General features: G+C 42.3%; 21 protein-coding genes and 1 pseudogene. 20 read left to right on the top strand and 2 right to left on the bottom strand.

Features of this window, described 5'->3' with window-relative positions; translation table 11 throughout:
• The first annotated feature begins 8 nt into the window (after positions 1-8).
• The 3 genes from HMPREF2766_RS06865 (at position 9) to HMPREF2766_RS06855 (ending at position 4,666) form a co-directional block, all read left to right on the top strand.
• The gene (locus tag HMPREF2766_RS06865) at positions 9-2,555 is read left to right on the top strand and encodes a M1 family metallopeptidase (RefSeq protein ID WP_070568810.1); all 2,547 of its coding nucleotides are present in this window, start codon (positions 9-11) and stop codon (positions 2,553-2,555) included.
• Positions 2,556-2,664: 109 nt separating this feature from the next.
• Positions 2,665-3,339: a two-component system response regulator CiaR gene (gene ciaR, locus HMPREF2766_RS06860; protein ID WP_000590630.1), complete on the top strand. Its 675-nt coding sequence runs from the start codon at positions 2,665-2,667 to the stop codon at positions 3,337-3,339.
• Entirely contained in the window at positions 3,329-4,666 is a 1,338-nt protein-coding gene (locus HMPREF2766_RS06855) for a sensor histidine kinase (RefSeq protein ID WP_070568808.1), read from the top strand. Before ciaR ends, HMPREF2766_RS06855 begins: the two co-directional genes overlap by 11 nt.
• A gap of 64 nt (positions 4,667-4,730) precedes the next feature.
• On the opposite strand, the gene HMPREF2766_RS06850 is transcribed toward HMPREF2766_RS06855, so the two are convergent.
• Positions 4,731-5,015, bottom strand: coding sequence for a DUF3270 domain-containing protein (locus tag HMPREF2766_RS06850; RefSeq protein ID WP_070568806.1), 285 nt, complete (start codon positions 5,013-5,015; stop codon positions 4,731-4,733).
• A 383-nt stretch (positions 5,016-5,398) separates the two neighbouring features.
• On the opposite strand from HMPREF2766_RS06850, the gene HMPREF2766_RS06845 reads away from it, so the two are divergent.
• From HMPREF2766_RS06845 to deoD, 9 genes and pseudogenes are all read left to right on the top strand, one after another.
• The gene (locus HMPREF2766_RS06845) at positions 5,399-6,454 is read left to right on the top strand and encodes an ABC transporter permease (protein ID WP_070568804.1); all 1,056 of its coding nucleotides are present in this window, start codon (positions 5,399-5,401) and stop codon (positions 6,452-6,454) included.
• Between the two features lie 13 nt (positions 6,455-6,467).
• A complete protein-coding gene (locus tag HMPREF2766_RS06840; protein WP_070568801.1) occupies positions 6,468-7,148 on the top strand; it encodes an ABC transporter ATP-binding protein in 681 nt (226 codons plus the stop codon).
• A gap of 124 nt (positions 7,149-7,272) precedes the next feature.
• Positions 7,273-8,202, top strand: a complete 930-nt coding sequence (locus tag HMPREF2766_RS06835; protein WP_070568798.1) for a peptidase U32 family protein — start codon at positions 7,273-7,275, stop codon at positions 8,200-8,202.
• Between the two features lie 105 nt (positions 8,203-8,307).
• Positions 8,308-8,991, top strand: coding sequence for a ribose-5-phosphate isomerase RpiA (gene rpiA / locus HMPREF2766_RS06830; RefSeq protein WP_070568795.1), 684 nt, complete (start codon positions 8,308-8,310; stop codon positions 8,989-8,991).
• 23 nt (positions 8,992-9,014) lie between these two features.
• Positions 9,015-10,226, top strand: coding sequence for a phosphopentomutase (locus HMPREF2766_RS06825; RefSeq protein ID WP_070568792.1), 1,212 nt, complete (start codon positions 9,015-9,017; stop codon positions 10,224-10,226).
• A gap of 1 nt (position 10,227) precedes the next feature.
• A pseudogene (locus HMPREF2766_RS06820) lies at positions 10,228-10,783 on the top strand (DUF1697 domain-containing protein); the annotation flags it as partial.
• The gene (locus HMPREF2766_RS06815) at positions 10,784-11,593 is read left to right on the top strand and encodes a purine-nucleoside phosphorylase (protein ID WP_070568786.1); all 810 of its coding nucleotides are present in this window, start codon (positions 10,784-10,786) and stop codon (positions 11,591-11,593) included.
• A gap of 4 nt (positions 11,594-11,597) precedes the next feature.
• Entirely contained in the window at positions 11,598-12,308 is a 711-nt protein-coding gene (locus tag HMPREF2766_RS06810) for a type 1 glutamine amidotransferase (protein ID WP_001263735.1), read from the top strand.
• A 472-nt stretch (positions 12,309-12,780) separates the two neighbouring features.
• Complete coding sequence (deoD, locus tag HMPREF2766_RS06805; protein WP_000022091.1) at positions 12,781-13,491, top strand: purine-nucleoside phosphorylase; 711 nt, start codon at positions 12,781-12,783, stop codon at positions 13,489-13,491.
• Between the two features lie 32 nt (positions 13,492-13,523).
• Here the strand turns inward: deoD and pavA are convergent, their stop codons facing one another.
• Positions 13,524-15,179, bottom strand: coding sequence for an Rqc2 family fibronectin-binding protein PavA (gene pavA, locus HMPREF2766_RS06800; RefSeq protein ID WP_070568783.1), 1,656 nt, complete (start codon positions 15,177-15,179; stop codon positions 13,524-13,526).
• A 104-nt stretch (positions 15,180-15,283) separates the two neighbouring features.
• Between pavA and ybeY the strand changes: the two genes are divergently transcribed.
• Genes ybeY through secG form a run of 8 tightly spaced genes read left to right on the top strand, consistent with a single transcriptional unit; the run spans position 15,284 to position 20,159 of the window.
• The gene (ybeY, locus tag HMPREF2766_RS06795; RefSeq protein WP_000275169.1) at positions 15,284-15,781 is read left to right on the top strand and encodes an rRNA maturation RNase YbeY; all 498 of its coding nucleotides are present in this window, start codon (positions 15,284-15,286) and stop codon (positions 15,779-15,781) included.
• On the top strand, positions 15,762-16,157 hold the full coding sequence (locus tag HMPREF2766_RS06790; protein WP_061409093.1) for a diacylglycerol kinase family protein: 396 nt from the start codon (positions 15,762-15,764) through the stop codon (positions 16,155-16,157). The genes ybeY and HMPREF2766_RS06790 overlap by 20 nt, the downstream gene beginning before the upstream one ends.
• 16 nt (positions 16,158-16,173) lie before the next feature.
• Entirely contained in the window at positions 16,174-17,073 is a 900-nt protein-coding gene (era, locus tag HMPREF2766_RS06785) for a GTPase Era (RefSeq protein WP_000143274.1), read from the top strand.
• Between the two features lie 48 nt (positions 17,074-17,121).
• Positions 17,122-17,946, top strand: coding sequence for a DNA-formamidopyrimidine glycosylase (mutM, locus tag HMPREF2766_RS06780; RefSeq protein WP_070568780.1), 825 nt, complete (start codon positions 17,122-17,124; stop codon positions 17,944-17,946).
• On the top strand, positions 17,946-18,551 hold the full coding sequence (gene coaE, locus HMPREF2766_RS06775) for a dephospho-CoA kinase (RefSeq protein ID WP_070568778.1): 606 nt from the start codon (positions 17,946-17,948) through the stop codon (positions 18,549-18,551). Before mutM ends, coaE begins: the two co-directional genes overlap by 1 nt.
• A complete protein-coding gene (locus HMPREF2766_RS06770; protein WP_049479715.1) occupies positions 18,538-19,737 on the top strand; it encodes a multidrug efflux MFS transporter PmrA in 1,200 nt (399 codons plus the stop codon). The genes coaE and HMPREF2766_RS06770 overlap by 14 nt, the downstream gene beginning before the upstream one ends.
• Positions 19,737-19,886 (top strand): 50S ribosomal protein L33, encoded by a 150-nt coding sequence (rpmG, locus tag HMPREF2766_RS06765; RefSeq protein WP_007519517.1) that lies wholly within the window; start codon positions 19,737-19,739, stop codon positions 19,884-19,886. The genes HMPREF2766_RS06770 and rpmG overlap by 1 nt, the downstream gene beginning before the upstream one ends.
• 39 nt (positions 19,887-19,925) lie before the next feature.
• Positions 19,926-20,159 carry a preprotein translocase subunit SecG gene (secG, locus tag HMPREF2766_RS06760; protein ID WP_000282517.1) on the top strand — a complete coding sequence of 78 codons (234 nt, stop codon included), beginning with the start codon at positions 19,926-19,928 and terminating at the stop codon, positions 20,157-20,159.
• Positions 20,160-20,228 lie beyond the last annotated feature (69 nt).

The following is a 20,228-nucleotide window of genomic DNA, read 5'->3' as shown; positions in this document are numbered from 1 at the left end:
AGAAAACTATGCAAGCAGTAGAACATTTTATTACGCAATTTGTTCCTGAACACTATGATTTATTTTTAGACTTGAGTCGTGAGACCAAGACCTTTTCTGGGAAGGTGACCATCACTGGTCAAGCACAGAGTGACCGTATTTCCCTTCACCAAAAAGACTTGGAAATCACTTCTGTAGAAGTTGCGGGTCAAGCTCGTCCATTTACAGTTGATCATGAAAATGAAGCCCTTCATGTCGAATTGGCTGAGGCTGGTCAAGTTGAATTGGTTATTACTTTTTCAGGAACAATCACAGACAACATGACAGGGATTTACCCTTCTTACTACACAGTTGATGGTATCAAGAAGGAAGTCTTGTCTACTCAGTTTGAAAGCCATTTTGCGCGTGAAGCCTTCCCATGTGTGGATGAGCCTGAAGCCAAGGCTACTTTTGACCTCGCCCTTCGTTTTGACCAGGCAGAAGGTGAAGTGGCCTTGTCAAACATGCCAGAAATTGATGTGGAAAAACGCAAGGAATCAGGCATCTGGAAGTTTGAGACAACACCTCGCATGTCTTCTTACTTGTTAGCTTTTGTTGCAGGTGATTTGCAAGGGGTAACGGCTAAAACTAAAAATGGTACCCTCGTTGGTGTCTACTCTACAAAAGCCCACCCACTATCTAACCTTGATTTCTCACTAGACATCGCCGTTCGCTCAATCGAGTTTTACGAAGATTACTACGGAGTTAAGTATCCAATTCCTCAATCGCTCCACATCGCCCTTCCTGACTTCTCAGCAGGTGCCATGGAAAACTGGGGGCTTGTGACTTACCGTGAAGTTTACTTGGTTGTGGATGAGAACTCAACCTTTGCTAGCCGTCAACAAGTTGCCCTAGTTGTAGCACATGAGCTGGCCCACCAATGGTTTGGAAACCTCGTGACTATGAAATGGTGGGATGACCTCTGGCTCAATGAAAGCTTCGCTAACATGATGGAATATGTCTGTGTGGATGCCATCGAGCCAAGTTGGAATATCTTTGAGGATTTCCAAACAGGCGGTGTTCCAGCGGCGCTTAAACGCGATGCGACGGATGGCGTTCAGTCTGTTCACGTTGAAGTCAAACACCCAGATGAAATCAATACCCTCTTTGACGGAGCTATCGTCTACGCCAAAGGAAGCCGTCTCATGCACATGCTTCGCCGTTGGCTAGGAGATGCTGATTTCGCTAAAGGCTTGCATGCCTACTTTGAAAAGCACCAATATGGAAATACCATTGGTCGTGACCTATGGAATGCCCTTGGACAAGCGTCAGGACGTGATGTTGCAGCTTTCATGGATTCTTGGTTGGAACAACCTGGATATCCAGTTCTCACTGTCAAAGTTGAAAATGATGTCTTGAAGATTTCACAAAAACAATTTTTCATCGGTGAGCATGAAGACAAGAACCGTCTCTGGGTTGTACCACTCAACAGCAACTGGAAAGGCCTACCAGATACACTTGAAACTGAAAGCATCGAAATTCCTGGCTACGCAGCCCTTCTTGCTGAAAATAAAACAGCTCTTCGTCTTAACACTGAAAATACAGCCCACTACATTACAGACTATCAAGGAGACTTGTTAGATGCTGTTCTTGCTGAGCTAGAGACACTTGATAATACAAGCAAACTGCAAATCGTTCAAGAACGTCGTCTGCTTGCTGAAGCAGGGCACATTTCTTATGCAGACTTGCTCCCAGTCCTTGATAAATTAGCTAAGGAAGAGTCTTACCTTGTGGTTTCAGCTGTTTCTCAAGTGATTGCTGCCCTTGAGCGCTTTATCGATGAAGGAACAGAAACTGAGAAAGCCTTTAATACTCTCGTTGCTAAATTGGCTCGTCATAACTATGACCGTCTTGGTTTTGAAGCCAAAGATGGAGAATCAGATGAGGATGAATTGGTTCGTCAGTTGGCTGTTTCTATGATGATTCGCTCAAATGATGCTGAAGCTAGTCAAGTCGCTAGCCAAATCTTTGCAACTCACAAGGAGAACCTTGCAGGACTTCCAGCAGCCATCCGTGCACAAGTTCTTATCAATGAAATGAAACACCATGAGACCAAGGACTTGGTCGCAACTTATCTGGACCTCTACACTCATGCCACAGATGCTGTCTTCAAACGTCAGTTGGCAGCTGCTCTAGCCTACAGTACAGATGCTGATAATATCCAAACCTTGATTCGTTCATGGAAGGATAAGTTTGTTGTGAAACCACAAGACTTGTCTGCTTGGTATTACCAGTTCCTAGATCATCAAACAACTCAAGAAACTGTTTGGGTATGGGCGCGTGAAAACTGGGATTGGATCAAGGCAGCTCTTGGTGGGGATATGAGCTTTGATAGCTTTGTTATCCTACCTGCCCATGTATTTAAGACTGAGCAACGCTTGGCAGAATACAAGGCCTTCTTTGAGCCCCAACTTTCTGACCTAGCTCTTAGCCGTAACATCCGCATGGGGATCAAGGATATCGCAGCGCGTGTTGACTTGATTAAGCGTGAGAAAGCAGCAGTTGAAGCTGTTGTAGCCCAATATGCCAAAGCTTAATTCGTTCGAAATGTAAACAAAAACTCAACTTTCTATCTGAAAACGAGAGAGAGTTGAGTTTTTTTTAAGGCAATTTTGGTATAATAATCATAACAAGGAGGAGTTTCTGATGATAAAAATCTTATTAGTAGAAGATGACCTAGGCCTGTCAAATTCAGTATTTGACTTTTTGGATGATTTTGCAGATGTCATGCAGGTTTTTGATGGAGAAGAAGGTCTCTACGAAGCTGAGAGTGGCGTCTATGACTTGATTTTGCTTGACCTGATGTTGCCAGAAAAAAATGGTTTCCAAGTCTTAAAAGAGTTGCGCGAAAAAGGAATTACGACACCAGTCCTTATCATGACTGCTAAGGAAAGTTTGGATGACAAGGGACATGGTTTTGAGTTGGGAGCGGATGACTACCTTACCAAACCTTTCTATCTAGAAGAACTCAAAATGCGGATCCAAGCTCTTCTCAAACGTTCAGGTAAGTTTAACGAAAACACCTTGACCTATGGAGATATTGTCGTTAACCTTTCAACGAATGAAGTGAAAGTGGAAGATACTCCTGTGGAACTACTCGGAAAAGAGTTTGAGTTATTGGTTTATTTCCTTCAAAATCAAAATGTCATTCTTCCCAAGACGCAAATTTTTGATCGTCTATGGGGGTTTGATAGCGATACGACGATTTCTGTTGTAGAAGTCTATGTCTCAAAAGTTCGTAAGAAATTGAAGGGAACAGCCTTTGCTGAAAATCTTCAAACCTTGCGTAGTGTCGGGTATATTTTAAAAGATGTTCAATAAACTAAAAAAAACATGGTATGCAGATGATTTCAGCTATTTTATTCGAAACTTTGGAGTGTTCACCCTGATCTTCTCTGCTATGACCTTGATTATCCTCCAGGTCATGCACTCGAGTCTCTACACTTCTGTAGATGAAAAACTCCAAGCCCTTAGTAGCAGTCCCCAAGCGGTTATCCAGTTAGCCCTGAATCGGGCAACTGAAGAGGTTAAGGATATTCAACCAGCAACAGCGGATGCCAACAAGGCTGAAATCAAGCCCAATGTCAGCTCCAATACGGAAGTCTTGCTCTTTGACAAGGATTTTAATCAGCTCTTACTGGGCAATCGCTTTTTAGGTTTGGACAAGATCAAGCTGGACAAAAAGGAGTTGAATCACATTCGCCAAATCCAAGTTGTCAATAGCTATGGTCAGGAAGAAACCTATCGGATGATTTTGATGGAAACCAACTCATCTTCCGTCTCAAGTAACGTCAAATATGCTGCGGTTTTAATCAATACCAGCCAGCTCGAGCAAATCAGCCAAAACCACGAGCATTTAATTGTTGTAGTCATGGCTAGTTTCTGGCTCCTGTCTTTAATTGCCAGTGTTTACCTGGCACGTGTCAGTGTCAAACCCTTGCTGGAAAGTATGCAAAAGCAGAAATCCTTTGTTGAAAATGCCAGTCACGAACTGAGAACGCCTTTGGCCGTTTTACAAAATCGTTTAGAGAATCTCTTTCGAAAACCAGAGGCAACGATTATGGAATCCAGCGAAAGTATCGCTTCCAGTCTTGAAGAAGTTCGAAACATGCGCTTCCTCACGACCAATCTCCTCAACCTTGCACGTCGCGATGATGGAATCAAACCAGAAATAGCAGAAGTTTCTCCGCAATTCTTTAAAACAGCCTTTTCTAACTATGAGTTGATTGCTTCTGAAAATGATCGAGTTTTTAACTACGAAAATCGGATTTATCGTCCCTTCATGACCGATCAGTTGCTTCTAAAACAGCTCATGACCATCTTATTTGACAATGCCATCAAGTATACTGAAGAAGATGGGAAAATTGAGTTTGTAGTTCATGCTACAGATCGCCACCTCTATCTTACAGTGACAGATAATGGGATTGGAATCGCAGCTACTGACAAGAAGAAAATCTTTGACCGATTTTACCGTGTAGACAAGGCAAGAACCCGTCAGAAAGGTGGCTTTGGTCTTGGACTATCCTTGGCCAAGCAAATCGTAGATGCCTTGCGAGGAACGATTAGCGTAAAAGATAACAAACCTAGAGGAACAATTTTTGAAGTTAAGATCGCTATTCAATCTCCTTCAAAACGTAAGAATAAATAAAAAAGACAGTTATATAACTGTCTTTTTTGATAACTGGAAAAGAGGTTGGTAGTAGTACCAACCTTTATTTTAAAAATTTTCGTTTCATTATCTTTCGTTGAAGTTGTAAAAGGGCGAAACTAAGCCCCATTGCAGCGATAAAGGACAAAGCTGTATTTAATTTTATAGCTAAAAAGATAAAACTAAACAGTGCCATAAAAATACAGAAACAAGCGATATTTACAAAAAATAAAATCTCTTTTAGGTTAGGGCCGACTGGGGCTTCAGGTGTGTAATCTTGGTAAAGCGGAGTTTGTTTCGATTCGGGAGCTTGTTCAAACTCATAAGCTTCTAGTTTTCTTGCGGACATGATTCTCTCCTTAACAGTACATAACTATTTTATCATTTTTTATGCAGAGAATTATTACAGAATTGTTACAAAACTACTAAAGTCTCTTATCAACTTCTAAGTCTCTCTTCTTGACACCCACTAGGGAAAATGATAGCATGGATGTTACACTTAAAACAGATGACCTGACCTTCTCTTTTATAAATATACTGAGAAAGGAAAGGATAACTTATATAAATTGATAGTAAGCTGAGGCTTTTCCTAAGATGATTTGTTGAGTTGCTACCTGGATACTTTTGAAGAGTATTGATAGGAGTTGTTTTGAATGGATGATAAGACAGAGATTCTGTCTATTGGACTGGGTGGCTTTTTGCTACCTCTGGGAAAAGTAAAAGGAGATAAGCATGTATCTTGCTATCAAAGAGATATTACGAAACAAACTTCGATATAGTTTGATTCTAACTACCATTTTTCTTATCGCTTTTATGGTCTTTTTTATGACCAGTCTAGCTCTTGGTCTTGTGCGAAACAACCGAGCAGCTATTGATAATTGGCAAGCGACGGGGGTGGTTTTATCTGACTACGCAAATGATAATTTGACGGCATCTTTTATTCCTGAAAAGGACTACAAGGATAAGAGTTCTGAAGAGGCTGCTCCATTGGGCTATATGTTTGCTGTAACCAATCTAGTCGATGGTAGTGAAAAGGTCAATGTTTCCATCTTTGCTCAAGACTGGGACTCTTTTATCTCACCTAGTTTGACGGAGGGTCGTTATCCTGAAGGAGATGATGAGGTTGTCGTGGATCAGTCTTTTGAGAACTATGGGATGAAGCTAGGCGATGCCATTCAGCTCAATGGAAGCGATTCAAGTTACAAGATTGTAGGCCTGACTCAAGGAAATAAATTTTTCACCGAGCCTGTTGTCTTTACGAGTCTGACAACTTATTGGACCTTACAAGGAACCTTGAAAGCCAATCGTTCCATCTCTGCCTTGGTATTGAAAAATGATATAGAAGTGGCTGGGGATGGTCTGAAACAGATTTCCATTCCAAAAATGATATCAAAAATTCCTGGTTACACACCTCAGGTGAATGTATTTTCAGGAATGATTCTTGCTATGATTGTCATCACAGGCTTGATTGTGGGGATTTTTGTCTATATCATTACCATCCAAAAACTAGGACTTTATGGAATAATGCGAGCTCAAGGAATACAGATCAAAACCATTGTATGGTCTCTGTTCTGTCAAATCTTCCTCCTAGCTGGTATGGGGATTGCTTTAGCCTTGCTGGCAATCGGAGGAATGATTTTAGTCTTACCAGCTACCTTCTTTTTCTATCCGAGTTGGATAGCTTACTCTGTCCTAAGTTTGGTAATTTCCTTGATGGCCCTTCTAGGTGGTGTCATTTCACTTCCACGCTTGTTAAAGGTGGACCCGATTACTGCGATTGCAGAGTGATAAGGAGAATAGTATGACAGCATTGATTGAAATGACTCAAGTGACAAAAACTTACGGAGAAGGAAAGATGAAAGTCGTAGCCCTGCATGAGACGAATTTTCAGCTAAATGCGGGAGAGTTCGTGGCTATCGTTGGGCCTTCTGGCTCTGGCAAGACGACCTTTCTAACAACTCTAGGACAACTTCAGGAAGCATCGAGTGGAAAGATTCTAGTAAAGGGGAAGGAAACAGGCAGTTTGACGGAGAAGGAGAAAACAGACCTCCGTTTTAGAGAGTTTGGTTTCATTCTTCAGGCTTCAAACCTAATTCCTTTCCTAACAGTCAAGGAACAGCTGGATTTGATAGACAGACTGGATAAGGGGGAAAATAGTAAAAGTGACCGAAAAGAACTCTTTGAGTTGTTGGATTTGGAAAAAGTAAAAGATCATTATCCTAAGGCCTTATCGGGTGGCGAACGTCAGCGTGCCGCGATTGCTAGAGCGCTTTATAACAATCCAAGTATTGTGCTTGCAGATGAGCCGACAGCCAGTCTGGATACCCAACGTGCCTACCAAGTAACGGAAATGTTGGCTGCCATTGCTCACGAACAAGGTAGAGGAGTTGTCATGATTACACACGATACACGCCTTCTTGATAAGGTTGACCGTATTTATGTCATGAATGATGGTCACCTAGTTGAAGAAACACATGCATAAAATAGAGTGAATGGTACAAGTTACTGTTCACTTTTTGATTGGGAAAAATAGAAATGAGTTTAACCTTTTGTGAAACTCTCAATACCCATAGCTGATTTTTGAGAAATGTGGTATAATTTTTCTTATGGAAAAGATTATCATTACAGCAACTGCTGAAAGTATTGAACAAGTTGAACAGTTACTCGAAGCTGACGTAGACCGTATCTACGTCGGTGAGAAAGATTTTGGCCTTCGTCTGCCAACAACCTTTAGTTATGAAGACTTACGCACCATCGCTAAGTTGGTTCATGAAGCAGGCAAGGAATTGATTGTCGCGGTTAATGCCCTCATGCACCAAGATATGATGGACCGAATCAAGCCTTTTCTAGACTTCTTGGAAGAAATCAAGACAGACTATATTACTGTTGGGGATGCAGGTGTCTTTTATGTAGTCAACCGTGATGGTTATTCCTTTAAGACCATCTACGATGCTTCAACCATGGTGACAAGCAGCCGTCAGATTAACTTCTGGGGCCAAAAGGCTGGTGCATCTGAGGCGGTTTTGGCGCGTGAAATTCCATCTGCTGAGCTCTTCAAGATGCCAGAGATTTTGGAAATTCCTGCTGAAGTCTTGGTTTATGGGGCTAGTGTCATTCACCATTCTAAGCGTCCGCTCTTACAAAACTACTATAACTTTACACATATCGATGATGAAAAGACGCGTAAGCGTGACCTCTTCTTGGCAGAACCAAGTGACCCAGAAAGCCATTACTCTATCTTTGAAGACAATCATGGCACCCACATCTTTGCAAATAACGACCTTGATTTGATGACCAAATTGACAGAATTAGTAGAACATGGTTTCACTCACTGGAAGCTAGAGGGGCTCTACACACCTGGTCAGAATTTTGTAGAAATTGCTAAACTCTTTATCCAAGCACGTAGCTTGATTCAAGAGGGGAATTTCAGCCATGACCAAGCTTTCTTGTTAGATGAGGAAGTGCGCAAGTTACACCCTAAAAACCGTTTCCTCGACACAGGATTCTATGATTACGATCCTGATATGGTTAAATAGGACACCAAAACCCGAAATAAAAATGTTCGGGTTTTTCCAGTGTATCCATGAAATAAAAACGGATACATGTTATAATAAAAATAGCTCTTTAATGGAGGTATTTAAGTGGAGAATCTGAAAAAGATGGCAGGTATCAAGGCTGCTGAGTTTGTCAAGGATGGTATGGTTGTTGGACTCGGTACTGGATCAACTGCCTACTATTTCGTAGAAGAAGTAGGTCGTCGGATCAAGGAAGAAGGTTTGCAGATTACTGCTGTGACAACTTCCAGTGTGACCAGTAAACAGGCTGAAGGACTAAACATCCCACTCAAGTCGATTGATCAAGTGGATTTTGTCGATGTGACAGTTGACGGGGCGGATGAAGTAGATAGTCAGTTCAACGGGATCAAAGGTGGTGGTGGTGCCCTTCTGATGGAGAAGGTTGTCGCAACGCCCTCAAAAGAATACATTTGGGTGGTCGATGAAAGCAAACTGGTAGAGAAACTAGGTGCTTTTAAATTGCCTGTGGAAGTGGTTCAGTATGGTGCAGAACAGGTCTTTCGTCGGTTTAAGCGAGCTGGCTACAAACCAAGTTTCCGTGAAAAAGACGGTCAACGTTTTGTGACCGATATGCGTAACTTTATCATTGACCTAGCCTTGGATGTCATTGAAGATCCGATTGCCTTTGGGCAAGAATTGGACCATGTCGTTGGTGTCGTTGAGCATGGCTTGTTCAACCAAATGGTGGATAAGGTCATCGTAGCGGGACGAGATGGTGTTCAGATTTTAACTTCAACAAAAGCAAACTAATCAACATAATAAGGAGATACACTATGTCAAAATTTAATCGTATTCACTTGGTGGTACTGGATTCTGTGGGAATCGGTGCTGCGCCAGATGCCAATAACTTTGTCAATGCAGGGGTTCCAGACGGAGCTTCTGACACACTGGGACACATTTCAAAAACAGTTGGTTTGAATGTGCCAAACATGGCTAAAATCGGTCTAGGAAATATTCCTCGCGAAGCGCCTCTTAAGACTGTACCAGCTGAAAGTAATCCAACAGGTTATGCAACAAAATTGGAAGAAGTATCTCTAGGTAAGGACACCATGACTGGACACTGGGAAATCATGGGACTCAATATTACCGAGCCTTTCGATACTTTCTGGAACGGATTCCCAGAAGAAATCCTGACAAAAATCGAAGAATTTTCAGGGCGCAAGGTCATTCGTGAAGCCAACAAACCATACTCAGGTACGGCTGTTATCGATGATTTCGGACCACGTCAAATGGAAACTGGAGAGTTGATTATCTATACTTCAGCTGACCCTGTTTTGCAAATTGCTGCCCACGAAGATATCATTCCTTTAGATGAACTTTATCGTATCTGTGAATACGCTCGTTCGATCACCCTTGAGCGCCCAGCTCTTCTTGGTCGTATCATTGCCCGTCCTTATGTTGGTGAGCCTGGAAACTTCACACGAACTGCAAATCGTCGTGACTTGGCTGTATCTCCATTTGCACCGACTGTTTTAGATAAATTGAACGAAGCAGGTATCGATACTTACGCTGTTGGTAAAATCAACGATATCTTTAATGGCGCTGGTATCAATCATGACATGGGCCACAACAAGTCAAATAGTCATGGAATTGATACACTCTTGAAGACTATGGGCCTTGCTGAGTTTGAAAAAGGATTCTCCTTCACAAATTTGGTTGACTTTGATGCCCTTTATGGACACCGCCGCAATGCTCATGGCTACCGTGATTGCTTGCATGAGTTTGATGAACGCTTGCCTGAAATTATCGCTGCCATGAGAGAGAATGACCTTCTCTTGATTACTGCGGATCATGGAAATGACCCGACCTATGCAGGAACAGACCACACTCGTGAATACATTCCACTTTTGGCTTACAGTCCTAGCTTTAAGGGAAATGGTGTCATTCCAGTTGGACATTTTGCAGATATCTCAGCAACAGTTGCGGATAACTTTGGTGTTGAAACTGCCATGATTGGGGAAAGTTTCTTAGATAAGTTGGTATAAGATGACGCGATGTGCTTTACTTGTTCGGGGCATTAATGTCGGAGGGAAAAATAAGGTTGTCATGGCTCAACTTCGTCAAGAACTGACAGAGTTGGGATTGGAAAAGGTTGAAACCTACATCAATAGTGGCAACATTTTCTTTACTTCGACGGCTCCCAAAGCCCAATTGATTGAAAAGTTAGAGGCTTTCTTTGAAGTCCATTATCCATTTATTCAGAGCTTTTCTTTGCTGAGTCAGGAAGATTATGAAGCAGAGCTGGAAAATCTGCCAGATTGGTGGGCCAAAGACTTGGCTCGAAAAGATGTCCTCTTTTATACGGAGGGCTTGGATGTGGATCAAGTCATCGAGAAAGTGGACAGTTTGGAACTGGAAGATGAAGTCGTTCATTTTGGAAAACTTGGTATTTTCTGGGGAAAATATTCCGAAGAATCATACTACGAAACGGCCTATCACAAGTACTTACTCAAGATGCCTTTCTACCGCCAAATCACCATTCGTAATGCTAAAACTTTTGACAAAATTGGTCAAATGATAAAAAAATAATAAAGGAGACACAATGACATTTTTAAATAAGATCAAAGAAACAGCTGCTTTTCTGAAAGATAAAGGAATCCAAGCGCCTGAGTTTGGTTTAATCCTTGGATCAGGACTTGGAGAATTGGCAGAAGAAATTGAAAATCCAGTTGTAGTAGACTATGCAGACATTCCAAACTGGGGTCGTTCGACAGTAGTCGGTCACGCTGGTAAATTGGTATATGGAAATCTTGCAGGTCGCAAGGTCTTGGCACTTCAAGGTCGTTTCCATTTCTACGAAGGAAATTCTCTTGAAGTCGTGACTTTCCCAGTACGTGTGATGAAAGTTCTCGGATGCGAAGGTGTCATTGTAACCAATGCAGCTGGTGGTATTGGGTATGGTCCTGGTACCTTGATGGCTATCTCAGACCATATCAACATGACGGGTCAAAATCCATTGATGGGTGAAAATTTGGATGACTTTGGTCCACGTTTCCCTGATATGTCTAAGGCCTACACACCAGAATACCGCGCTACTGCCCATGAAGTGGCTAAAAAACTTGGTATCAAGCTTGATGAAGGTGTCTATATTGGTGTGACTGGTCCGACTTATGAAACACCAGCAGAGATTCGTGCCTATAAGACACTTGGAGCAGATGCAGTCGGTATGTCTACTGTTCCTGAAGTTATTGTGGCAGCCCACTCAGGCTTGAAAGTTCTCGGTATTTCATGTATTACTAACCATGCTGCTGGTTTCCAAGAAGAACTCAACCACGAAGAAGTTGTAGAAGTGACTGAACGTGTTAAAGGTGACTTCAAAGGCTTGCTTAAAGCGATTCTTGCTGAATTGTAATGTCATGAGAGTTCACTTTATTTTACATGAGACATTTGAGGTTCCAGGCGCATATCTAAAATGGGCTATAGAACGAGGTCATCAAATTACATCAACAAAGGTTTATGAAAAAGAACCTCTTCCTGAAACAATTGACGGGATTGATTTTCTGATTGTCATGGGTGGTCCTCAATCACCTGATGAGGATAGAGAAAACTTCCCATACTATGATCCAAAGGCTGAGCTTGCTTTTATGAAAGAAGCGATTGCTGCAGATATCTATATTGTTGGTGTCTGTCTTGGTGCGCAACTCCTATCTGTTGCCTATGGTGCGAAGTATGAACATAGTCCAGAGCGCGAGATCGGCGTTTATCCTGTGACATTGACGATGCAAGGTCTAACAGATCCTCATTTCAGCTTGTTCGGAGAAACCATAGAAACCGGCCACTGGCACGGTGATATGCCAGGGCTGACAGATGAAGCTGTCGTCTTGGCGACCAGTCAAGGTTGTCCACGCCAAATTATTCGCTTCAGTCCAAAACATTATGCCTTTCAGGCTCATTTGGAATTTGATCCAGACGCAGTAGAATTATTGATTGCTGCGGATGGTGAGGAGAAATTAAGAGAGCAAAGTGAAAAGTTGCCTTTTGTTCAAACACCAGAAGAATTACGTGGAAACGATTATTCTGAAATGAATGCAAAACTGTATGCATTTTTAGATTCATTGGTAAACTAGGAACTACAGAAAGGCAGAGTATCTGAGTTATAGTCAAACTCGGGCTAATTGTTCTGTGAAATATTTAAATTTAAAATCAAGAAAGAAAGGATGGGTAAACCGTATTTGCTGAACTGAATACGGGCAGAGAACTGCGTGAAAAAGATAAACTGTCTAGCATCTGCGATGCTTCGTCAGTTTCCTATTTTTACTTTGTTCTCTGTCGCTATCCTAAATATACAATAAAGAAAGGTAGAGCGTGTGTTCAAATTTGAACACGAGCGGAAACTTTTCTAGAAATTCAGAAAGGAAGGGGAGTTCGGTTTTGAATTGAACTCGGACTGTTCTCTTCTATATCATAAAAATTAAGAAAGAAAGGAATTGAACCCACCCTAAAAGCAGTGGGAAAAAGATAGTTGGTCTAGCGAGCATCGCTCACTGCACCAAACTCCTATTTTCCCTTCGCTTTTTGACGGGTTTGGTATCTTATATTATGTCTATCCATATTGCTGCTCAGCAGGGTGAAATTGCTGATAAAATTCTTCTTCCTGGGGATCCTCTTCGTGCTAAGTTTATTGCGGAGAATTTCCTTGAAGATGCTGTTTGTTTTAACGAAGTGCGGAACATGTTTGGCTACACTGGTACGTACAAGGGTCACCGTGTATCGGTCATGGGAACTGGGATGGGAATGCCGTCCATTTCTATCTATGCCCGTGAGTTGATTGTAGACTACGGAGTGAAGAAATTGATTCGTGTGGGAACTGCGGGTTCATTAAATGAAGATGTTCATGTCCGTGAATTGGTTTTGGCGCAAGCAGCTGCAACCAACTCAAACATCATCCGCAATGACTGGCCACAGTATGATTTCCCACAAATCGCTAGCTTTGATTTGCTTGACAAGGCCTACCATATCGCTAAAGAACTCGGTATGACAACCCACGTTGGGAACGTCTTGTCATCTGATGTCTTTTACTCAAACTACTTTGAAAAGAACATCGAACTTGGTAAATGGGGAGTTAAAGCTGTGGAAATGGAAGCAGCAGCCCTCTACTACTTGGCTGCCCAACACCACGTCGATGCACTTGCTATCATGACCATTTCTGATAGCTTGGTCAATCCAGATGAAGACACCACTGCAGAAGAACGCCAAAATACCTTCACCGATATGATGAAGGTTGGTTTGGAAACCTTGATTGCAGAGTAAAATGTAAACGAAAATCCTGATTTCACTTGAAATCAGGATTTTTTCATAGATGCGATTTTTTCTGGATCTGGTGTAACGCGGAGGGTCTTTTGTCCTGTGTAGGTTACAAAGCCAGGTTTTCCACCAGTTGGTTTGTTGAGTTTCTTGACTTCAATCATATCCACTTGAACTAGATTTGACAAACGCCCTTTGGAGAAGTAGGCAGCTAGTTCAGCTGCATCTGTCTTGACTTCATCAGATGGATCAAGATTTCCTGAGATGACGACGTGGCTTCCAGGGATGTCCTTGGCATGGAACCAAAGTTCCTCCTTGCGGGCCATTTTAAAGGTCAACTCTTCATTTTGAAGATTGTTTCGACCGACATAGATGATGGTCTTGCCATCGCTCGCCAGATACTGTTCTGGTTTTTTGCGTTTCTGAATTTTCTCGCGTTGGCGTCTTCTAATGAAGCCTGTTTGGATCAATTCTTCACGGATTTCAGCGATTTCTTCCAGTCCAGCTTGGTTGAGTACGGTTTCGACACTTTCTAGATAAAGAATGGTGGCCTTGGTTTCTTCGATCAACTCAGTCAGGTATTTGACAGCTTCTTTGAGCTTCTGATAGCGTTTAAAGTAGCGTTGAGCATTCTGGCTGGGAGTCAAGGCCTTATCAAGCGCAATGGTGATAGGTTGGTTGGTGTAGTAGTTGTCCAAGGTAACCTGATCTTGGTCATTAGGCACTTGGTGGAGGAAGGTTGTCAGCAATTCCCCTTTTTGGCGAAATTCCTCAGCATTGTCTGTCGCTAGTAACTCTTTTTCTTGTTTTTTTATCTTATGACGATTTTTTTGAAGTTCATTTTCAACACGGCGAATGAGCTCACTGGCTTGCTGTTTGACGCGATCGCGCTCTGCCTTATCTTTGTAATAGGTATCCAGAAGATCAGAGAGACTGGCAAAAGGCTCTCCCACCTGATTTGCAAAAGGAACTGGGCTGAAAGAAGTCTCCGTTAGGAAAGGCTTGGTTTCTTGCCCGAAGAAGTTTCGGAAAGTAGACAGTTTATCACTGACAAGAATGTTTTCCAATTCATTTGCCGTATCACGTCCTAGACCTTGAAAGAGACTTTGAAGATTTTTTGCTGTTAGTTCCTGTGTTTGCAGGATTTCAAAGAGCTTTTCATCCTTGACGGTAAATGGATTGAGAGACTCGGTACTTGGCGGAGCGATATAGGTCGAACCTGGAAGTAAGGTACGGTAGCTATTTTGTGAAAAGCCGACGTGTTTGATGACTTCGAGGATTTTATGGCTACTTTTATCGACAAGGAGAATATTGCTGTGTTTGCCCATGATCTCGATAATCAAGGTAGCTTGGATATGATCTCCAATTTCGTTTTTATTGGAAACCGTGATTTCCACAATACGGTCATTTTCCACTTGCTCGATCGACTCAATCAGGGCACCCTGCAAATACTTTCTCAAAACCATGATAAAAGTGGAAGGTTGGGCTGGATTTTCAAAGGTTGTTTGGGTCAGCTGGATGCGACCAAAAACGGGATGAGCAGAGAGGAGCAGGCGATGGCTTTGGCGATTGCTGCGGATTTGCAAGACCAATTCTTGTTCAAAAGGTTGATTGATTTTCTGGATGCGACCATTGACTAACTCTCTTCGCAATTCCTCAATCATGTGGTGTAAAAAAAATCCGTCAAATGACATCGTTCTCTCCTTGTGATTGTATTCCATAGTATTATATCAAAAAGGTAGAATAAAATCATGGAAATGTGGTATAATAAAGCCAAGTAAAGAGAATCGAGAAGTACATGTATATTGAAATGGTAGATGAAACTGGTCAAGTTTCACAAGAAATCTTGCAACAAACCCAAGAAATTTTGGAATTTGCAGCCCAAAAAATAGGAAAAGAAGACAAGGAGATGGCAGTCACTTTTGTGACCAACGAGCGTAGCCACGAACTCAATCTGGAGTACCGTGATACAGATCGTCCGACAGATGTCATCAGCCTTGAGTATAAACCAGAGTTGGACATTGCCTTTGATGAAGAAGATTTGCTTGAAAATCCTGAATTGGCAGAGATGATGTCTGAGTTTGATGCCTATATTGGGGAACTGTTCATCTCTATCGATAAAGCGCATGAGCAGGCTGAGGAATACGGTCACAGCTTTGAGCGTGAGATGGGCTTCTTGGCAGTACACGGCTTTTTACACATTAACGGCTACGATCACTACACTCCGGAAGAAGAAGCGGAGATGTTCGGTTTACAAGAAGAAATTTTGACAGCCTATGGACTCACAAGACAATAAACGAAAATGGAAAAATCGTGACCTTGTATCCAGTTTAGAATTTGCCCTTACAGGAATTCTGACTGCCATTAAGGAAGAACGCAATATGCGAAAACATGCAGTGACGGCTCTAGTGGTCATTCTTGCAGGTTTTGTTTTTCAGGTGTCACGAATCGAATGGCTCTTTCTCCTAATGAGCATTTTCTTGGTAGTAGCCTTTGAGATTATTAACTCTGCTATCGAAAATGTGGTGGATCTAGCCAGTCACTATCACTTTTCTATGTTGGCAAAGAAAGCCAAGGACATGGCAGCTGGTGCCGTGCTTGTGGTTTCCCTTCTTGCCGCAGTGATTGGTGCACTTATCTTTCTCCCACGCATTTGGGATTTACTATTTTAAACAATAAGAGGAAATTATGACATTTAAATCAGGCTTTGTAGCCATTTTAGGACGTCCCAATGTTGGGAAGTCAACCTTTTTAAATCACGTTATGGGGCAAAAGATTGCTATCATGAGTGACAAGGCGCAAACAACGCGCAATAAAATCATGGGGATTTACACCACGGATAAGGAGCAGATTGTCTTTATCGACACGCCAGGGATTCACAAGCCTAAGACAGCTCTTGGAGATTTCATGGTGGAATCTGCCTACAGTACTCTGCGTGAAGTGGATACTGTTCTATTCATGGTGCCAGCTGATGAGCCACGTGGTAAGGGCGACGATATGATTATCGAGCGTCTGAAAGCTGCCAAGGTTCCTGTGATTCTGGTGGTGAATAAGATTGACAAGGTTCATCCAGATCAGCTTTTGGCTCAAATTGATGACTTCCGTAATCAAATGGACTTTAAGGAGATTGTTCCTATCTCAGCCCTTCAGGGAAATAACGTTTCTCGTCTAATTGACATCCTCAGTGAAAATCTAGAGGAAGGTTTCCAGTATTTCCCAGCTGATCAAATCACAGACCATCCTGAGCGTTTCTTGGTTTCAGAAATGATTCGTGAGAAAGTCTTGCACCTAACTCGAGAAGAGATTCCTCACTCAGTTGCAGTGGTAGTTGACTCCATGAAGCGTGATGAAGAGACAGACAAGGTTCACATCCGTGCAACCATCATGGTGGAGCGTGATAGCCAAAAAGGCATTATCATCGGAAAAGGTGGTGCTATGCTCAAGAAAATTGGGACCATGGCCCGTCGTGATATTGAACTCATGCTAGGAGACAAGGTCTTTCTAGAAACTTGGGTCAAGGTCAAGAAAAACTGGCGTGATAAAAAACTAGATTTGGCTGACTTTGGCTATAATGAAAAAGAATACTAAGTAGAGGTGGGCTCATGCCTGCTTCTTGTTTTTACAGAAGGAGGATTTATGCCTGAATTACCAGAGGTTGAAACGGTTCGTCGTGGCTTAGAAAAATTGATTTTGGGAAAGAAGATTTCTAATATAGAGATTACTTATCCTAAGATGATCAAGACAGATTTGGACGAGTTTCGAAAGGAAGTGCCTGGTCGAGTAATTGAGTCAATAGGACGCCGTGGGAAATATTTGCTTTTTTACCTGAAAGACAAGGTCTTGATTTCCCATTTGCGGATGGAGGGCAAGTATTTTTACTATCCGGATCAGGTTCCTGAACGCAAGCATGCCCATGTTTTGATTCATTTTGAGGATGGAAGCACTCTTGTATATGAGGACGTGCGCAAGTTTGGTACCATGGAACTGCTTGCCCCCGACCTATTGGACGCCTACTTTGTTTCTAAAAAATTAGGACCTGAGCCAATAGAGCAGGACTTTGATTTGCAGTCCTTCCAAGCTGCTCTAGCCAAGTCTAAAAAGCCTATCAAATCCCACCTCCTAGACCAAACCTTGGTCGCTGGTCTTGGAAATATCTATGTGGATGAGGTCCTCTGGCGAGCGCAGGTCCATCCAGCTAGACCTTCCCAGACTTTGACAGCAGCAGAAGCGTTAGCTATTCATGACCAGACCATTGCTGTTTTAGGACAGGCAGTTGAAAAGGGTGGCTCTACCATTCGCACCTATACCAATGCCTTTGGGGAAGACGGAACCATGCAGGACTTCCATCAGGTCTATGATAAGACTGGACAAGCATGTTCCCGCTGTGGCACCTTCATTGAGAAATTCCAGCTCGGTGGACGAGGAACTCATTTTTGTCCTCAGTGTCAAAGGAGGGACTGATGGGAAAAATCATCGGAATCACAGGAGGAATTGCCTCGGGTAAGTCAACTGTGACAAATTTCCTAAGAGAGCAAGGCTTTCGAGTGGTCGATGCTGACGCAGTCGTCCACCAACTACAAAAACCTGGTGGTCGTCTTTATCAGCTCTTAGTTCAGCACTTTGGACAGGAAATTATCCTTGAAAATGGAGAACTTAATCGCCCTCTCTTGGCTAGTCTCATCTTTTCAAATCCTGAGGAGCGAGAATGGTCTAAGAAAACACAAGGAGAGATCATTCGTGAAGAACTGGCAGCATTGCGAGATCAGTTAGCTCAGACAGAAGCTATCTTTTTCATGGATATTCCCCTACTTTTTGAACAGGGATATGCCAACTGGTTTGATGAAACATGGCTGGTCTATGTGGACCGAGATGTTCAGGTAGAACGTTTCATGAAACGGGATCATCTTTCTAAGGAAGTAGCAGAGTCCCGTCTTTCCGCCCAGTGGTCTTTAGCAGAAAAGAGAAAATTGGCAAGTCATATATTAGATAACAATGGCAGTCGTGATCAGCTTGTGGCTCAAGTAGTGAAGTTACTTGAAGGAGGCGATAGCTGTGCAAGAGATTAGTTGGAAAGAGAATCTTCGTGTCGCCTGGTTCGGTAGTTTTCTAACGGGCGCCAGCATTTCCTTGATCGTTCCTTTCATGCCTATCTTTGTGGAGCAGTTGGGAATTGAAGGAGACCAAGTTGCTTTTTATGCTGGATTAGCCATCTCAGTTTCGGCTGTTTCAGCAGCTCTAGTTTCTCCTATCTGGGGTATTCTTGCTGACAAGTACGGTCGAAAGCCCATGATGATTCGAGCTGGGCTTGCCATGACCATCACTATGGGAGGTTTGGCCTTCGTGCCAAATATCTATTGGCTACTCTTTCTGCGCTTGCTCAATGGTGTATTTACTGGATTCGTTCCCAATGCAACAGCCTTGATTGCTAGTCAGGTACCTAAAGATAAGTCGGGAGCGGCTCTGGGGACTCTATCTACAGGTGTAGTTGCGGGAACACTGACGGGCCCCTTTGTTGGAGGCTTTATTGCTGAAATTTTTGGCATTCGTAATGTTTTTTTATTGGTAGGCGCTTTCTTATTTTTAGCTGCAATCCTAACCATTTTCTTTATCAAGGAAGATTTTCAGCCAGTAGCTAAGGAGAAGACTATCCCAACGAAAGAAGTATTTTCTTCTTTCAAGTATCCTAGGCTTTTAGTGAATCTATTTTTGACGAGCTTTGTCATTCAATTTTCAGCTCAATCAATTGGCCCCATTCTAGCTCTCTATGTGCGGGACTTAGGACAGACTGAGAATCTCCTCTTTGTATCAGGACTAATCGTATCCAGCATGGGATTTTCTAGCATGATGAGTGCTGGAATTCTAGGAAAACTTGGCGATAAGGTAGGGAATCATAGATTGTTGGTCGCGGCTCAGATTTATTCCGTCATCATTTACCTTCTTTGTGCCCATGCAACCAGCCCCCTTCAACTTGGCTTGTATCGTTTTCTCTTTGGTCTGGGAACGGGAGCTCTCATACCAGGTGTCAATGCCCTTCTTAGCAAAATGACTCCAAAATCAGGTATTTCAAGGATTTTCGCCTTCAACCAAGTCTTTTTTTATCTCGGTGGAGTGATTGGACCTATGGCGGGATCCGCAGTTGCAGGATATTTGGGCTACCATGCTGTCTTTTATGCGACAGCAGCCTGTGTGGCTTTCAGTTGTTTATGTAACTTAGTGCAATTTAGATCATTATTAAAAGTAAAGGAAATCTAGTGCGAGTAAAAATCAATCTCAAGTGCTCCTCTTGTGGCAGCATGAATTATCTAACCAGTAAGAACTCCAAAACCCATCCAGACAAGATTGAGGTGTTAAAATATTGTCCAAAGGAAAGAAAAGTAACTTTACATCTTGAATCTAAGTAGAATTTATGGTAAAATAATAGGGATTTTAAGGAGTTTGATATGTATAACCTATTATTAACCATTTTATTAGTATTATCTGTTGTGATTGTGATTGCGATTTTCATGCAACCAACTAAGAACCAATCCAGCAATGTATTTGATGCCAGCTCAGGTGATTTGTTTGAACGTAGTAAAGCGCGTGGTTTTGAAGCTGTGATGCAACGTTTGACAGGTATTTTAGTCTTTTTCTGGCTAGCCATTGCCTTAGCATTGACGGTATTATCAAGTAGATAAGAAATGGGCAGGACTAGGTCTTTGCCTATTTTTATTTTTATACTCTTCAAAAATCAAATTCAAACCACG

The sequence above is a fragment of the Streptococcus sp. HMSC076C08 genome (assembly GCF_001810825.1).
In the GTDB taxonomy this organism is placed as follows: domain Bacteria; phylum Bacillota; class Bacilli; order Lactobacillales; family Streptococcaceae; genus Streptococcus.
This window is presented reverse-complemented; position numbering and strand designations above follow the sequence as displayed.

What these genes read in the sequence shown, in the direction of transcription:
- secG (WP_000282517.1), top strand. Translation starts at nt 19,926, where the DNA reads ATGTATAACCTATTATTAACCATTTTATTAGTATTATCTGTTGTGATT.
- ybeY (WP_000275169.1), top strand. Translation starts at nt 15,284, where the DNA reads ATGTATATTGAAATGGTAGATGAAACTGGTCAAGTTTCACAAGAAATC.
- HMPREF2766_RS06840 (WP_070568801.1), top strand. Translation starts at nt 6,468, where the DNA reads ATGACAGCATTGATTGAAATGACTCAAGTGACAAAAACTTACGGAGAA.
- mutM (WP_070568780.1), top strand. Translation starts at nt 17,122, where the DNA reads ATGCCTGAATTACCAGAGGTTGAAACGGTTCGTCGTGGCTTAGAAAAA.
- HMPREF2766_RS06855 (WP_070568808.1), top strand. Translation starts at nt 3,329, where the DNA reads ATGTTCAATAAACTAAAAAAAACATGGTATGCAGATGATTTCAGCTAT.
- coaE (WP_070568778.1), top strand. Translation starts at nt 17,946, where the DNA reads ATGGGAAAAATCATCGGAATCACAGGAGGAATTGCCTCGGGTAAGTCA.
- pavA (WP_070568783.1), bottom strand. Translation starts at nt 15,179, where the DNA reads ATGTCATTTGACGGATTTTTTTTACACCACATGATTGAGGAATTGCGA.
- HMPREF2766_RS06850 (WP_070568806.1), bottom strand. Translation starts at nt 5,015, where the DNA reads ATGTCCGCAAGAAAACTAGAAGCTTATGAGTTTGAACAAGCTCCCGAA.
- deoD (WP_000022091.1), top strand. Translation starts at nt 12,781, where the DNA reads ATGTCTATCCATATTGCTGCTCAGCAGGGTGAAATTGCTGATAAAATT.
- HMPREF2766_RS06825 (WP_070568792.1), top strand. Translation starts at nt 9,015, where the DNA reads ATGTCAAAATTTAATCGTATTCACTTGGTGGTACTGGATTCTGTGGGA.
- HMPREF2766_RS06865 (WP_070568810.1), top strand. Translation starts at nt 9, where the DNA reads ATGCAAGCAGTAGAACATTTTATTACGCAATTTGTTCCTGAACACTAT.
- ciaR (WP_000590630.1), top strand. Translation starts at nt 2,665, where the DNA reads ATGATAAAAATCTTATTAGTAGAAGATGACCTAGGCCTGTCAAATTCA.
- HMPREF2766_RS06790 (WP_061409093.1), top strand. Translation starts at nt 15,762, where the DNA reads ATGGACTCACAAGACAATAAACGAAAATGGAAAAATCGTGACCTTGTA.
- HMPREF2766_RS06835 (WP_070568798.1), top strand. Translation starts at nt 7,273, where the DNA reads ATGGAAAAGATTATCATTACAGCAACTGCTGAAAGTATTGAACAAGTT.
- era (WP_000143274.1), top strand. Translation starts at nt 16,174, where the DNA reads ATGACATTTAAATCAGGCTTTGTAGCCATTTTAGGACGTCCCAATGTT.
- HMPREF2766_RS06845 (WP_070568804.1), top strand. Translation starts at nt 5,399, where the DNA reads ATGTATCTTGCTATCAAAGAGATATTACGAAACAAACTTCGATATAGT.
- HMPREF2766_RS06815 (WP_070568786.1), top strand. Translation starts at nt 10,784, where the DNA reads ATGACATTTTTAAATAAGATCAAAGAAACAGCTGCTTTTCTGAAAGAT.
- HMPREF2766_RS06810 (WP_001263735.1), top strand. Translation starts at nt 11,598, where the DNA reads ATGAGAGTTCACTTTATTTTACATGAGACATTTGAGGTTCCAGGCGCA.